Here is a 15701-nt window from a genome sequence, read left to right on the forward strand (position 1 = left end):
AGCCGACCTCGGCGTCGACACCGTCAAACAAGCCGAAGTCTTCGCCGCCGTACGCCAACGCTTCCACCTCGAACGCGACGAGAACCTGCGCCTGCGCGACTTCCCCACCCTCAACCACGTGATCGACTGGGTGAAGCAGCGTCAGACGGCAGCGGCGGCGCCCGAGCAGCCGGCGCAAAGCAACACCGCCGAGACCGCGGCCGAGCCGGACGTGACCGTGCTGCGGCGGGTGGCGCACCCGGTGGTGCGCCCGGCGCTCGACCTGTGCAAGCCGACCGGGGTCACGCTCGGTTCCGGCAGCCGCGTCGTGGTCATGCCGGATTCCGGCGGAGTCGCCAAGCAGCTGGTCGCGCGGCTGGAGAAGGAGGGCTGCGAGGTCGTGCTGCTCTCCCCGACCGCGACCGGCGATGTCACTGGCATCGATGGCACCGGGCCAGATGTCCCCGGGCTCGATGTGTCCGGGAGCGTCCAGGGCGTCTACTGGCTCGCAGGGCTCGATGACGAGGGCCCGGTCGAGACGATGGATCTGCCGACCTGGCGCGGCGCGCTGAACCTGCGCGTCAAGCAGCTCTACCGGCTGATGCGCGGGCTCTACGAGCAGTCGCCGTTCCTCGTCACCGGCACCCGCCTCGGCGGCCGCCACGGCTACGACGACGCGGGAGCGAAGGCCGTCATGGGCGGCGCGATCACCGGCTTCGCCAAGGCCTACCGGCGCGAGCGGCCCGAAGTCCTTGTGAAGGCCGTGGACTTCCCGCGCAGCCGAAAGACCGCGTGGATCGCGGACACGCTGATCGAGGAAACGCTCAAGGACCCAGGCTGCGTCGAGGTCGGGCACGCCGACGCCATGCGCTGGACGGTCGGCCTGACCGAGGAACCGCGCAGCGGCGAGGGCAGTGCGCTCTGCCCTGAGTCGGTCGTCGCGGTCACCGGCGCGGCCGGCGGCATCGTCAGCGCGATCGTGGCCGACCTGGCCCGGCACGCGCCCGGCACCTATCACCTGCTGGACCTGGCCGAGTGCCCCGAGGACGGCGACGAGGACGCGCGGCTGTTCGGCGCGGACCGCGAGGCGTTCAAGCTCGTGGTGGCCGAGCGGCTCAAGGCGCGCGGCGAGCGCCCGACCCCGGTCCTCATCGAGGCCGAACTCTCCCGCCAGGAGCGCCGCAACGCCGCGCGGCAGGCCGTCGACGCGGTGCGCGCGGCCGGAGGCACCGCGCACTACCACCGCGTGAACCTCACCGACGCGGCCGCGGTCGCGGCGACCATGTCCGGCATCCGGGAGCTGTCCGGGCGCGTCGACGTGCTCGTACACGCCGCCGGAATGGAGATCAGCCACGCGCTGCCGGACAAGGAGCCGGCCGAGTTCGACCGCGTCTTCGACGTCAAGGCGGACGGCTGGTTCAACCTGCTGCGCGGCGCCGGCGAGCTGCCGATCGGCACCATCGTCGCGTTCAGCTCCGTGGCCGCCCGGTTCGGCAACGCCGGCCAGACCGACTACAGCGCCGCCAACGACCTGCTGTGCAAGTGTGTCAGCGGCCTGCGGCGCACCGGTCCGCAGATCAGGGCCCTGGCCGTGGACTGGAGCGCGTGGGCGGGCATCGGCATGGCTTCGCGCGGCTCCATCCCCGCCGTGATGAAGCGCGCCGGGATCGAGCAGCTGCCGGCTCAGGCCGCGATCGACTGGCTGCGCGCCGAACTGACCGAGAGCGGCGAGTCGGGCGAGGTCGTCGCCGCGGGCGCACTCGGAGCGCTGGCCGCGCAGCCGGACGAGTCCGGCGGCGTGCTGCCCGAGCGGTTCGACACCGCGCAGGCCGGGCCGATGATCGGCACCGTCGAGTCGTTCGGGACCGACGGCCTGACCGTGCGCACGACGCTCGATCCGCTGGGCCAGCCGTTCCTGAACGACCACCGCATCGACGGCACGCCGGTGCTGCCGGGGGTCATGGGCATCGAGGCCTTCGCCGAGATCGCCCGGCTGGCCGCGCCGGACTGGCTGGTCGCGGACGTGGAGGACGTCGAGTTCCTCGCGCCGCTGAAGTTCTACCGGGACGAGCCGCGCGAGATCACCGTGCGCGCGCTGCTGCGCCCGGACGGTCCCGACCTGATCGCGCAGTGCTCGCTGGGAGCGGATCGCACGATGCCGCACGCGGCCGGAGACGAGCCGGTGACGGTTCGCACCGTCCACTTCACCGGGAAGGTGCGGCTGACGCACCGGCCGGAGCGCAGCGAGCGTGAAGGCGCGCCGCGCCGGGCCGAGAGCGCGGTCGCGGTGCCCGCCGCCGACATCTACCGGCTCTACTTCCACGGACCGGCGTACCAAGTCGTCGCCTCCGCGTGGGGGCAGGACGGCGCCACCGCGGCCGCGCTGGCCGACGGGCTGCCGCCCGACCACGAGCCGCAGCAGTCCCCCACCCTCGCCGCGCCGCGGCTGGTAGAGCTCTGCTTCCAGACCGCGGGCCTGATCCAGGCCGCGCAGGACGGAGAGCTCGCGCTGCCGCGCCACGTCGACCGGGTCCGGGTGTGGCCGGCCGCCGAAGGACCGGCCTTCGTCCGGGTCCAGCGCAGCGGCGAGCACTTCGACGCCTCGGTCCTCGACGCCAAGGGAGGTGTCATCGTCCGACTCGAGGGCTACCGGGCGACGCCGTTGCCCGACCCGGTGCCCGCCGACGTCCGGGACTCGCTGGCCGGGGTGGTCTGAATGCCGGCGATCACCCGACTGGCGATCCTCAACCGCGGTGAGAGCGCGAAGCGCGCCCTGGACGCGGCCGCGGAGCTGGGAGCCGACGAAGGCACGCGGATCACCTCGATCATCGTGCGCACCGAGGCCGACGCCGACGCCTGGTTCGTCGGGCTCGCCGACGAGTCGGTCTCGCTCGGCCCGGCCACGTTCACCGATCCGGTGGACGGGCGGCGCAAGGCGGCTTACCTGGACGAGGAGCGGGTGATCGCCGCGCTGAAGCGGGCCGACGCCGACGCGGTGTGGGTCGGCTGGGGCTTCGTCGCCGAGCACGCGGGCTTCGCCCGCCGCTGCAAGCAGGAGGACATCGCCTTCGTCGGGCCGGACAGCCAGACGATCGCGCTGCTCGGCGACAAGCTGGCGGCACGCCGCCTGGCCGTCAAGGCCGGCGTGCCCGTGGTGCCCGGGGCGACCAGCGACGTGGCCGGCGTGGCGGACGCGGCCGAGCAGGCCGCACGGATCGGCTATCCGGTGCTCCTGAAAGCCGCGGCCGGTGGCGGCGGCCGGGGAATCAGGGTCGTGCGTCAACCCGAGGCGCTCGCCGAGGCGCTGGACGCGGCCCGCGCGGAGGCGACCCTGGCCTTCGGCGACCCCACGCTGTTCATCGAGCGGCTGGTGCCGCGGGCCCGGCACGTCGAGGTGCAGATCGTCGCCGACGACTACGGCACCGTGTGGGCGCTGGGCGTGCGGGACTGCACCGTGCAGCGGCGGCATCAGAAGGTGATCGAGGAGTCCGCCTCCCCGGTCCTGGACGCCGCGGCGGAACGTGCGATCAAACAGGACGCGATCCTGATGTGCCAGGCGGCGGGTTATCGCAACGCCGGCACCGTCGAGTTCCTGGTGGACACCCGGACCGGTCGCCACTACTTCCTGGAAGTCAACACCCGCCTTCAGGTCGAGCACCCGGTGACCGAGCGGACCACCGGAGTCGATCTGGTCAAGCTGCAACTGCACGTGGCGCGCGGTGGCAGGCTGGAAGGCGAGCCGCCGCCGGCGCACGGCCACGCGGTCGAGGCCCGGCTGTGCGCGGAAGACCCCGAGCGGGGCTTCGCCGCGGCGCCCGGCCGCATCGAGCTGTGGCGGCCTCCGGGCGGTCCGGGCATCCGAGTCGACTCCGGAATCGTCGAGGGCGACGCGGTGGTCCCGGACTTCGACTCGATGATCGCGAAGGTGGTGGCCTGGGGCCGGGATCGCGAGGAGGCGCTGGCGCGGCTGCGCCGGGCGCTCGACCAGACCGCGGTGGTGGTGGCCGGCGGCACCACGAACCGGCTGTTCCTGCGGTTCCTGCTGGACCGGCCGGAGCTGCGCGCGGGAAGCGTCGACAACCTGTGGCTCGACGGCCTTGTGGCCGAGGGCGGGCACCTGGCCGCGCCCGAGCCGATGGCCGTGATCCAGGCCGGTATCGAGGCGTACGACATCGATCACGCGGCGAGGGCGGCGGTCTTCCACGCGGCCGCGGCGCGCGGCCGGCCGGAGCACTCCGGAGACGTCGGCCAACGGGTCCGGCTTCGCTATCGGGGGCGCATGTACGCCCTCGACGTGTTCCGCACCGGTCCACACGCCTATCGCGTCGCGGTCGGCGATGACGTCGTCGACGTCGAGGTCGAGCGTCAGGGTCCGTATGAACGGCGCGTTCGCTGCGGCGGCGTCACCTGGCGGCTCGTCTGTGTGACGCAGGGTTCTTCTTTCCTCGTGGACGCGGGCGGGGCGACCCACCGGGTCTACCGCGAGGACGGCGGCCTGGTGCGGGCCGAGTTTCCCGCCTATGTCGCCGCGGTCCGGGTCGCGGCCGGCGACAAGGTGGCCGAGGGCGACCCGCTGCTCGTGCTGGAGAGCATGAAGATGGAGGCGACGCTCGCCGCGCCGTTCGCCGGACAGGTCACCGGCGTGGACGTGGTCGCCGGCTCGCAGGTCACGACGGGCGCCCCGCTGCTGCGCATCCGCGAGAAGGCCGCGCCGAGCACCGCGCGAACCGGCGGCCTCGCCGACTTCGCCGCACTCGCGTCCACGGACGAGACCGACACCTGGGACTGCGCAGCGGTGTATGGCGCGCTGCGCCGGTACCTGCTCGGCTTCGACCTCGACGAGGCGAGCGTACGGCGCGTCGTCGCGGCGCAGCGCGAGCTGGCCGTGACGCTGCCGGCGGACGATGCGGCGCTGCTGCGCGCGGAGGAGGAGTTCCTCGACCTGTTCGCGGATGTCAGCGGCCTGTATCGGCCGCAGCCTGAGGCCCACGACGGCAACGGCTCCGAGGGCGGCCAGGACGCCAGCGCGCACGAGTATCTGCTCTCGTATTTGCAGTGGCTGGATCCCGAGCGCGCCGACCTGCCGCCGCGGTTCATCGCCCGGCTGGAGCGGGCGCTGGCGCGATACGGCGTGCACGGCCTGGAACGCAGCCCGCAGCTGGAGGACGCCGTCTTCTGGCTCTACTCCTCAGTGCTGCGCGCGGATCTGCTCGCCCCGACCGCGGCCGCGATCCTGCAGCGGCGCCTGTCGCGCCACGACGCCCTCGCGCACACCGCCGGCCCCGGGCTGCGCGCCCTGCTCGACCGGCTGGCCGCGGCGGCCCAATCGCGACACCGCGTCGTCGCCGACCTGGCACGTGACGTGCGCTTCCGCTCCTTCGACGAGCCGCTGCTCGAACAGTCCCTGGCAGGGTTCTACCAGGAGATGGACGAGCATCTCGACGCGCTGGAGGCGGAAGCCGCCGGAGCCGAACGGGCCCGGCGCATCGAGCGGCTGGTGTGGTGTCCGCAACCGCTGCGCGGCCGGCTGCTGCTGCGCTCGGTGAAGGCCGCCGGCTCATTCCGCAAGGCGCTGCTCGAGGTCTACCTCCGCCGGTTCTACAGCACCAGGGCCCTTACTTCGCTCTCCTTCGACGAGCACGACGGCATGGCGCTGGCCACGGCGGACTTCGAGCACGAAGGCGAACGCTTCCACCTGGTCGCCGGGTTCGTCGAGCTGGACGATCTGCAGGAGGCCGCGGCGGCGGTCGCGCATCACCTGGCCGGGCGCCCGAACCCGGACGATGAGGTCATCGTCGACCTGTCCACCTGGCGTTCCGGGCTGCGGCCGAGCGCCGACGCGATGGCCGCGCGCATCGCGGACGCGCTGGGCAGGTGCGACTTCGGGCGCTGCCCGCGGCGCGTCGAGGTCACGGTGACCAGCGAGAACGGCGACACCCCGGAGTACCGCCGGACCCAGCACTTCAGCTTCCGGCCCCGCGGCGACGGGGCGCCGGGGTTCGAGGAGGACGCGCTCCACCGGAATCTGCACCCGATGATCGCCGAGCGGATCGAGCTGTGGCGCCTGGCCAACTTCGAGGTGGAGCGGCTGCCCTCCGTCGAGGACGTCTTCCTGTTCCGGTGCACGGCGCGGGAGAACCCGGGCGACGTCAGGCTCTTCGCGATAGCCGAAGTCAGGGACCTGACAGCGGTGCGCGACGAGAGCGGCCGCGTCGTCTCGCTGCCGCGGCTGGAGCGGATGGGCCTTCAAGCGCTGGCGGCGATGCGGCAGGCCATGGTCGGGCTCGATCCCGGCAAGCGCCCGCAGAACAACCGCATCGTGCTTTACGTGCGGCCGCCGTTCGACGTGCCGCGCGAGCTGTGGCGCGAACTGGCCCGCCCGTTCGCGCAGCTGGCGGTCGGGGTGGGCCTGGAGAAGGTCGTCATGCGCGTGCGGATCCCGCAGGGTGATCGGCTGCGCGACGCGGTGCTGCATCTGGAGGGCGTGGGCGGCGAAGAAGTGCTCGTGCGCGAATTCCCGACCGGGGACGCCCCTGTCAGCCCGCTGACGCAGTACCGGCAGAAGGTCCTGCGGGCGCAGCGCATCGGCGCCCCGTACCCGTACGAGTTCATCCGCATGATCTGTCCCCAGAGCGGAACGCGCAGCGCGTTCCCCCGCGGCGACTTCGCCGAGCACGACCTCGATGAGAGCGACGAACTCTCGCCGGTCGACCGGCCGCCGGGAGCCAACAGCGCGAACGTCGTCGTCGGCTTGGTCACCAACTACACGGCCAAGGTCCCCGAAGGCATGGCGCGGGTGGCGATCCTCGGCGACCCGACCCGCGGCATGGGCGCGCTCGCCGAGCCGGAGTGCCGCCGGATTCTCGCCGCCCTGCGGCTGGCGGCCCGGCTCCGCGTGCCGGTGGAATGGTTCGCGGTCTCCTCCGGAGCCCGCATCGCGATGGACAGCGGCACCGAGAACATGGACTGGATCGCCGCGGTGCTGCGCGGGCTGATCGAGTTCACCCAGGCGGGCGGCGAGGTCAACGTCGTGGTGACCGGCGTGAACGTGGGCGCGCAGCCGTACTGGAACGCCGAGGCCACCATGCTCATGCACACCCGCGGCGTCCTGATCATGGTGCGCACCGGGGCGATGGTGCTGACCGGAAAGCAGGCCCTTGACTTCTCCGGCGGCGTCTCGGCCGAGGACAACCTCGGCATCGGCGGCCTCGAGCACATCATGGGCCCCAACGGCCAGGCCCAGTACGGCGCCCGCACCGTGGCAGAGGCCTGCGGCATCCTGCTGCGGCACTACGAACACTGCTATGTGGTGCCCGGCGAGCGGTTCCCGCGCCGCCGGCCGACGGCGGACCCGGCCGACCGCGACGTGCGCCTCGCGCCGCACCACCCGGCCGACGGCTCGGACTTCTCCCTCGTCGGCGAGGTGTTCTCGGCGGACCGCAACCCCGAGCGCAAGAACCCGTTCGACACCCGTTCGGTCATGCGCGCGGTGGTCGACGCCGACGCCGAGCCGCTGGAGCGCTGGCGGCGCTGGCGTGACGCGGAGACCGCCATCGTCTGGGACGCGCACATCGGCGGCATCCCGGTGTGCCTGCTCGGCCTGGAGTCGCACGCGCTGACCCGGCGCGGCTTCGTGCCCGCCGACGGCCCGCCGGCGTGGACCGCGGGCACGCTGTTCCCGCAGTCCTCGCGCAAGATCGCGCGCGCGGTGAACGCGGCCAGCGGCAACCGGCCGCTGGCGGTGCTCGCCAACCTCTCCGGGTTCGACGGCTCGCCGGAGTCGATGCGCCGCTGGCAGCTGGAGTACGGCGCGGAGATCGGGCGCGCGGTGACCAACTTCCGCGGGCCGATCGTCTTCGTGGTGATCTCGCGCTACCACGGCGGCGCGTTCGTGGTCTTCTCCAAGCGGCTCAACCCGTCGCTCGAGATCGCCGCGCTGGACGGCTCCTTCGCGTCGGTGATCGGCGGTGCGCCCGCAGCCGCGGTGGTCTTCGCCCGGGAGGTCGGCGCGCGCACCGAGCGCGACCCGCGGGTGACCGGCGCCTCCCGCACACAACTGCAGGAAGTCAGGCGGCGGGTGCGCGCGGAGAAGCTCGGCGAGGTGGCCGCCGAATTCGACGGCGTGCACACGATCGAGCGAGCGCTGCGGGTCGGCTCGGTGGACCGCATCATCCCGGCCTCGGACCTACGGCCTTACCTCATCGACGCGTTGGAGCGAGGGATGGCACGTGAGGGCGAACCGAGCTGACCGGGGCGTCGAGCCAGCTGTGCACGGGCGTGGCGGTGGTGAGCGCCGCGACCGCGTCGATGCTGACAGGGGGCGGCGTCGGCGTGGCCGTGGCGAGGGTGAGCAGGAAGTCGTTGTAGCGCGCCCACCAGCCGGTGAACGTCCGGGCCTGGTCGACGCGCACGGTCAGCGGCCACCAGCCGCAGGCTTCGGCGAACCGGGTGGCGGGCATGGTCACGCTCACCTCAACCGTCCGCGTGTCCCTGCGCAGTCCCGTACGCAGAACCTTGAGTGCGCTTTCCTTAGCCGACCACAGCAGATTCGCCCGCAGATCGTCGTCGCGGATGAAGCGCCGCTCGGCCGCGGTGAAGTAGTCGCGCACGAAGGCGGCGCTGCGCGGTTCGACCAACTCCAGGTCGCAGCCGACGGCGCCGGGTTCGAGGCCGAGCAGGCACGCCGCCCATCCGGCCCGGTCGCTCAGCGAGATCCCGACCGGCAGCGGACGGCCATCGGCCCAGGCTTCCGGTGCGCCGGTCGGATGGTGCCGCACCTCCAGCAGCGCCGGGGCGACGGCGCAGCCCGGGAGCGTGGCCATCGCCTGCTTGGCAGCCCATCGTGCCGTCTGGAATTCGCGGCGCCGCTTGGTGAAGCGCATCCGCGCGCAGACCTCGGATTCTCGCTCGGAAAGCCAGTCCTCACCCGCAGGCAGGTCCTGCTCGCCGCGCGCGAGCCAGCGCAGCACCGGCCGGTCGCCCACGTGGCCGCTCCGCGGCTGCGGTTCGCGAACCGGACCGCCCCGGCGATCGGAACTGGCAGCAGTGCTCATGGACAGACTCCCTCCGCGGCGTCCCGTCCACTATCGCGGGATTCCAGCCGGCCGGTCAGGACCGAGGGTCGTATCCGCCCCTGCTGTTCGGCCCGTTGCGTCCGGCCGGAAAGACCCGGCCGCCGCCTTCCAGCAATCGGAGGGAACCATGTCAGACCACGAAGCCGCAACCCACGAAGCCCCGGAACGAAGGGCCGCAGAACGCAGGGCGCCAGAACGCGAAACCACCGCGGCGTTCCGCACCGCCCGCGACCTGCTGCTCGCACACCGCGACGACTACGAGGGCGCATATGAGAAGTTCACCTGGCCGGCGCTGACCGAGTTCAACTGGGCGCTGGACTGGTTCGACGTGATCGCCGAAGGCAACGACGCGCCCGCGCTGCGGATCATCGAGCCCGACGGTTCGCAGCTGTCGCGCTCCTTCGCGCAGCTCTCCCAGCGCTCGAACCAGGTCGCCAACTGGCTGCGCGCCCAAGGCGTGCGGCGAGGCGACCGGATCCTGGTGGTCATGGGCAACCGCGTGGAGCTCTGGGAGACGATCCTGGCCGCGATGAAGCTCGGGGCCGTGCTCATCCCGGCCACCCCGCTGCTGACGGCCCGCGATCTCCGGGACCGCATCGAGCGCGGCGAGGTGCGCCATGTGATCGCGGTGAGCGGTGACGAGGACAAGTTCGCCGACATCGAGGGCACATATACGCACATTGCGGTCGGGCCGCCGGTGCCGGGATGGATCTCCTTCGCCGACGCCGACACGGCCCCGGTCGACTTCACACCGGACGGTGTGACCCACGCGGATGACACGCTCCTGCTTTACTTCACCTCGGGCACGACCGCGCGGCCCAAGCTCGTCGAGCACACGCACGTCTCGTACCCGGTCGGGCACCTGTCCACGATGTACTGGCTGGGCCTGCGCCCCGGCGACGTCCACCTCAACGTTTCCTCGGCGGGCTGGGGAAAGCACGCCTGGAGCAGCGTGTACGGGCCCTGGAACGCGGAAGCCTGCGTGCTCGTGTGCAATTACCCGCGGTTCGACCCGGCCTGGCTGCTGGAGCAGATGAATCAGCACGCGGTCACGAGCCTGTGCGCACCGCCCACCGTGTGGCGCATGCTCATCCAGGCCGACCTGTCGGCGCTGCGCAACCCGCCGCGCACCGTCGTGAGCGCCGGAGAACCGCTGAACCCTGAGGTGATCGAACAGATCCAGCGGGCATGGCGCGTCACCGTCCGCGACGGATACGGCCAGACCGAGACCACGCTGCAAGTCGGAAACACGCCGGGGTCACCGGTTAAACCCGGCTCCATGGGCCGCCCCGCCCCCGGCTACCGGGTCAAGCTCCTCGACCCGGTCACGGGCGGTGCCGCACGGGAGGGCGAGATCTGCCTCGACCTCAACCCGCCGCCGCTCGGCCTGATGGCCGGCTACCTCGACGACCCGCGACTCACCGCCGAGGTCACAGCAGGGGGTTACTACCACACCGGAGACATCGGGTCCTGCGACGAGGACGGGCACATCACCTTCGTCGGCCGCGCGGACGACATCTTCAAGGCCTCGGACTACCGGATCTCCCCGTTCGAGCTGGAGAGCGTCCTGGTGCAGCACGAGGCAGTGGTCGACGCCGCCGTGGTCCCCGCGCCCGATCCGCTGCGGCTGGCCGTACCCAAGGCTTTCGTCCTGCTCGCGGCCGGCTGGGCGCCCACCGAGGCCACGGCGCGCGCCATCTTCGAGCACTGCCGCGAGCGCCTGGCGCCGTACCAGCGCATCCGCCGCCTGGAGTTCACCACCCTGCCGACGACCATCTCCGGCAAGATCCGCCGCGTCCAGCTCAGGCAGGCGGAGGCCGACCGGCCGCCGGACGGCGGGCCGCGACCCGCCGAGTTCTACGACGAGTCGGGCCGCCGCGGCTGAGGTGTATTTGGCAGCTCCCTGAACTCCAACGCCGTTCGCGAGATGCTGTCTGGTGACTGCGGCGGACGGGGACGCACGCCGTTACGCCCGCTCCTCGGCGCGGCGAAGGGGACTTGCATACAGCCACTGAGAGCGCTCTCATACTGGCCGGTTCCTCAGCCCCCGACTTCCCGTGCAATGTGCTGGCCGCATTCCAGGCTGGGACGACCCACCCACACGGAGCCGCCCCGAGCGTCCGGTTTGCGTTATCAGCCACTTGTCACATTTGCGCCCGGTTCGCGGCACGGACAAGAAGGCTGCGTTACACTACGAACCCACGGGGCGTCGTTACGGCACATTTCGGGCAGCCAGACACGGGGGCACAGTGGACACGTTGATTGTGCAACTTCCGGATTCGGGAGCGGACCCCGGCGGCTTCCCCGAGTCGCCGCGGCTGCTGTCGCTCGGACCGGGCGACGTGGCCAGCTTCGGCCGCGGATCACCCGAACGCGCGACGGACATCGAGATCACCGGCGAGGGCGTCTCCCGCCACGCCGGCGAGATCGCGGCGGTCGAGGACCACTGGCGGCTCTCGAACCTGAGCCGCTCGACGACGTACGTGGTGGAGAACCTGGAAGGGGCCGGCGAGTACGTCAAGGTCGCCCCCGGCCGGCTCGGCGCGCCCATCCCCTTCGAGCTGTCCCGGATCCTGCTGCCGCTGACCGCCGGGTTCGTGCAGCTGCGGGTCTTCGCGCCGCAGCACACGTATCTGGCGCCGGGGTCGAGCCGCGCCGCCGGCGAGTACACGGTCATGCCGTTCGCCCTCGACCCGACGGCGAAGTACTTCCTCGTGCTGCTCGCGCTCTGCGAGCCCCGGCTGCGCGACCCGTCGAGCGTGGCCATCCCGAACGTCGGCGAGGTGGCCGCCCGGCTGCGGCCGCTCCCGGACTGCGCCGAGATGACGCCCTCGGCCGTGAACTACCACATCGACTACCTGGCCGCCAGCAAGCTCAGGGTGCGCGAGCGCACCGGCACCGAGGAGCTGGCGCGCCTCGACTGGAAACGGGAGGCCGTGGTCGCCATGGCACTGCGGTTCAATCTGGTGCGCGAGGAGCAGCTCTCGATGCTGCCGGCCCGGCGCCCCGCGGGCCGCGCGCAGTGACCGAGACCGAGGACGAGCGCCCGCTGCCGGTGACCGTGCCGGCCGGATACCGGGTCGACCGCTGGCTGGTCGGGCAGCTGCTGGGCGACGGCGGCTGGGGCAGCGTCTACTCGGGCGAACCGGCCGATCCGCAGGACGGTCCGGTGGCGCTGAAGTTCCTGCCCCCGGCCCGGCTCGCCCCGGCCCAGCGGTCGCTGCTCGGCGAGATCGTGGAGCGCGAGACCGAGTTCAGCCAGCTGGCCGATCACGCCAACCTGATCCGCACCCGGGCCGTGCTCACCCTGCGCGACCCCGAGGACCCGAACCTCGACGGCGCGGTCGTGCTGGTCATGGACCGCGCGCAGACCAGTCTCCGGGAACTGCTGGTGCACGCGACGGCGGGCGTCGCGCTGCCGGAGGCCGAGCGGATCCTGGTCGAGGTGTGCCGGGCCATCGCCGAGATGCATTCGCGCGGCTGGATCCACGGCGATCTGAAGCCCGGCAACGTGCTGCTCATGGCGGACGGGTCGGTGCGCCTTGCGGACTTCGGGCTCACGGCTCGCGTCGAGGGCACGCACGCCTACGTTCCGCGCATCGGTTCCTCCGACTATCTGCCGCCGGAGTGGTGGTCGGAGCGCGTCGGCGAGCGCGGCATCCCGCAGCGGCCGAGCGCCGACGTGTGGGCGTTCGGGGTGCTGGCGCACCAGGTGCTCACCGGCGGCCTGTACCCCTTCCCCGGCACCAGCTCGCACGCTCGCGCCTTCGCCGTGCAGGCGTACGCGCGCGGTACGGCACAGCTCCGGCTCGACGACCGGATCCCCGCCACGTGGCGGGAACTGATCATCGACTGCTTGACGCCGGACCCGACCGTCCGCAGCCAAGTCGCGATCACCGACGTGCTTGAGGGCGCCGAGGCGATTCGGAGCGGCGGCGCGTACTCCAGGTCAGGTGCCGATTCCGGTGCCGGGTCCGACGCTGGGGCAACGTCCGGGGCCGAGTCCGAGTCCGACGCCGAAACCGCGTCCGCATCCGGGACCGGCTCCGATGCCAGCGCGCGCCCGCCCCGCCGCCGCATGCGCGTCCTGGTTTCCGCAGCCGCCATCGTGGCCCTCGCCGCAGGCGGCACCGCCTGGTGGCTGACCGGCGACGGCACTCCCGAGACACCGCACGCCGGCGCGACGGCGACGGCGATAGCGGCCGGAAGCCTGAGCGAGCACGCGGACGTGCCCTTCGAATACCGCAGCATCATCAACGGCGCGGCGAACCTCTGCGCCGCGCCGGCGGTGACTCCGGCGCTGATCGCCGGGATCCTCAAGGCCGAGAGCAACTTCGACCCGAACTTCTCCAGCCCGCAGACCGCCTCGTTCGGCATCGCCGGCTGGACGCCCGCGGTCTTCCACGCCTGGGCGAACGCGCCGCAGCAGGACTACATGAACCCGAATGACGCGATCCCCGCCGTCGCCCGCTTCCTGTGCTGGCTCGACGGGCGGTTCACGGCCGCCGCGATCCCCGGTGACCGGGCCACCCTGCTCGCCGCCGGCTACGACACGAGCGACATGGCGGTCATCCGGGCGAAGGGCGTTCCGGCCTCGGCGACGAAGTTCGCCGCGGCGGCGATCGAATACGCCACGGAGTTCGAGCACTGACGCACTTGGCTGCTACGCGCAGTCCGGAACGTTCGGCAGCCGGTTGTCGGGATAGTCGATGTAGTAGCTCGCCATCCAGCCGATGGCCCCGTTGGTGTTGTCCTGGACGTTGACCCAGTACGGGTTTCCGCCGACGGTCTGGCCGGCGCGCTGGCAGAGAACGTATATGTCGTGACCGGGCTGCGCCTGCCCCTGGATGTCGGGGCAGTTGGCGACCGACGGGGAAAGGGCGCACGTGGCCGGGTCCCAGGTGCTCTCGCGGATGTTGACGTTGGTCGCCCAGACCCGGTAGTCGGCGGCGTGCGGTCGAACGGTCGCCGGCCGGACGGTCGCGGCAGACGCCGGACCTGCCACACCGCCCACCGCGGCGACTGCTCCCCCGAGAGCAGCCGTGGCGGCCACCACACGTGTCAATGAACGCACACTCATCGTCGACTTCCTTTCGCAGACACCCGGCGGGCACCCCTCGACCAGCCACTCACATCGTGGACGGCCGGCGCCGCTTCCACAGCCTGCGAGCTCTCAGGGCCGCCTCCACCAGCGCCGCGTCACGAGCGAGCGGGCCACAGGCAGAACTCATTGCCGGCGGGGTCGGCCATCGCCAGCGCCTGGCTACAGCCACCGGGGCCGTCGTCGAGCCGAGTCGCGCCGAGGGAGAGCAGCCGGCCGGCCTCCGCCTGCTGGTCGCCGCCGGCGGACGGGGCGAGGTCGAAGCGCAGCCGGTTCCGGCCGGCCTTCGGCGGCACCGGCGGGCCGCCCCAGGTGATCTTCGGGCCGCCGCGCGGCGAGCGGATCGCGGTCTCCTGGTCCTGGTCCCAGACCAGCGGCCAGTCCAGGGCTCGGTTCCAGAAATACCCGACCTGCTGTGAACCGTCGCAGGCAAGCGCTCCGACGAACCCGCACTCGGCGAGGAACGCGTTGTCCGGCTCGATGACGCAGAACTCGTTGCCCTCGGGGTCCGCCATCACGACATGGCGAGCATCCGGGCCTTGTCCGATGTCCAGGTGCCGCCCGCCGAGGTCGAGCGCCCTGGCCACGGTGCACTGCTGGTCCTCAAGGGATGTGCTGGTCAGGTCGAAGTGCATCTGGTTCTGCTTCTTCTTCTCCTCTGCGTCGAGGACGAAGCGGACACGGAACCCGGTGTCGTCGCTCGGCAGCAGCGCGACGCCCTGGAGCGGATCGTCGGCCGTCTGCCAGTTCAGGAGCCCGGCCCAAAAGCGCGCGAGCCGGAGTGGGTCGTGCGCGCCGACGCACAACGCGACGAGGTCGAGGGACATCCCGCATCTCCATTCCCACCGCTGCCGAGCGGTCACAGCGGGTCGAGCGCCGCGAGCCGTTCCTCGACCCGCTCCAGGTCGGCCATGCCGAGCCGTTTGTAGATATCGGTCGCCTGGTTGAGATGGTCGATGCCGCCGGGCACGTCGCCGGCGCTCAGCAGGCACTCGCCGATCCCTTCCAGGGCGTGCGCCTGCTCGTCGGGCATCTCAACGTCGCGCGCAAGGCGCAGCGCATCGCGATAGAGGCGCAGTGCCCGAGCATAGTCACCGGTTGAGCCGAACACCGCGGCGTAGTGGTTCAGCGCGAAGGCCTCGCCGTCGCGGCTGCCGAGCTCGCGGAAGAGAGCGAGAGCCTGCTCAAGGTTCTGAAACGCACTTGGGACGTCGCCGCTCAGGCACCGCGCCGCGCCGAGCAGGGCGAGCGCGTTGGCCCGGCCTTGGCGATAGGCGAGTTCTTGGAGCAGTTCGAGGGACTTGAGCAGATCCTCGATCGCGCCCTCGTGGTCGCCGACGCGCAGTCGCGCCGCTCCCAGCGATGTCAGCGCACTGGCGTGGCCCTGGCGGTAGCCCAGCTCGCGGAAGAGGTCGCGGGCTTGCTCGAAGTCGCGCATCGCCTGCCGATTGTCGCCGGTCATGACGCGCACGGGGCCCAGGGAGTTGAGGACGTTGGCCTGCCCGAGGAGATCGCCGAGCCACCGGTAGTGTTCGAGCGCTGTCTCG

At 72.0% G+C, this 15701-nt stretch carries 9 protein-coding genes; 5 read left to right on the forward strand and 4 right to left on the reverse strand.

Annotated elements, in window-relative coordinates; genetic code table 11:
• Both VFB40_RS28400 and VFB40_RS28405 read left to right on the forward strand, forming a co-directional pair.
• Positions 1 to 2695: SDR family NAD(P)-dependent oxidoreductase (locus VFB40_RS28400; protein WP_324856133.1), on the forward strand; the 2695-nt coding region annotated here is incomplete at its 5' end.
• Positions 2696 to 8227: an ATP-binding protein gene (locus tag VFB40_RS28405; RefSeq protein WP_324856135.1), complete on the forward strand. Its 5532-nt coding sequence runs from the start codon at positions 2696 to 2698 to the stop codon at positions 8225 to 8227.
• On the opposite strand, the gene VFB40_RS28410 is transcribed toward VFB40_RS28405, so the two are convergent.
• Complete coding sequence (locus VFB40_RS28410; protein ID WP_324856137.1) at positions 8178 to 8963, reverse strand: 4'-phosphopantetheinyl transferase family protein; 786 nt, start codon at positions 8961 to 8963, stop codon at positions 8178 to 8180. The two genes, VFB40_RS28405 and VFB40_RS28410, sit on opposite strands and share 50 nt — an antisense overlap.
• 217 nt (positions 8964 to 9180) lie before the next feature.
• On the opposite strand from VFB40_RS28410, the gene VFB40_RS28415 reads away from it, so the two are divergent.
• The 3 genes from VFB40_RS28415 (at position 9181) to VFB40_RS28425 (ending at position 13704) form a co-directional block, all read left to right on the forward strand.
• Entirely contained in the window at positions 9181 to 10938 is a 1758-nt protein-coding gene (locus VFB40_RS28415) for an AMP-binding protein (RefSeq protein WP_324856139.1), read from the forward strand.
• A gap of 364 nt (positions 10939 to 11302) precedes the next feature.
• Positions 11303 to 12079 (forward strand): serine/threonine protein kinase, encoded by a 777-nt coding sequence (locus tag VFB40_RS28420; RefSeq protein ID WP_414642166.1) that lies wholly within the window; start codon positions 11303 to 11305, stop codon positions 12077 to 12079.
• Positions 12076 to 13704 (forward strand): serine/threonine protein kinase, encoded by a 1629-nt coding sequence (locus VFB40_RS28425; RefSeq protein WP_324856141.1) that lies wholly within the window; start codon positions 12076 to 12078, stop codon positions 13702 to 13704. The genes VFB40_RS28420 and VFB40_RS28425 overlap by 4 nt, the downstream gene beginning before the upstream one ends.
• A 12-nt stretch (positions 13705 to 13716) precedes the next feature.
• Here the strand turns inward: VFB40_RS28425 and VFB40_RS28430 are convergent, their stop codons facing one another.
• The 3 genes from VFB40_RS28430 to VFB40_RS28440 form a co-directional block, all read right to left on the reverse strand.
• Positions 13717 to 14133, reverse strand: a complete 417-nt coding sequence (locus VFB40_RS28430; RefSeq protein ID WP_324856143.1) for a hypothetical protein — start codon at positions 14131 to 14133, stop codon at positions 13717 to 13719.
• Positions 14134 to 14252: 119 nt separating this feature from the next.
• A complete protein-coding gene (locus VFB40_RS28435; RefSeq protein ID WP_324856145.1) occupies positions 14253 to 14981 on the reverse strand; it encodes a VOC family protein in 729 nt (242 codons plus the stop codon).
• A 32-nt stretch (positions 14982 to 15013) separates the two neighbouring features.
• Positions 15014 to 15701, reverse strand: a 688-nt coding sequence (locus VFB40_RS28440; protein WP_324856147.1) for a tetratricopeptide repeat protein, incomplete at its 5' end; no start/stop codon positions are given.

The sequence above is a fragment of the Actinocrinis sp. genome (genome assembly GCF_035650855.1).
Classification (GTDB): domain Bacteria; phylum Actinomycetota; class Actinomycetes; order Streptomycetales; family Catenulisporaceae; genus Actinocrinis.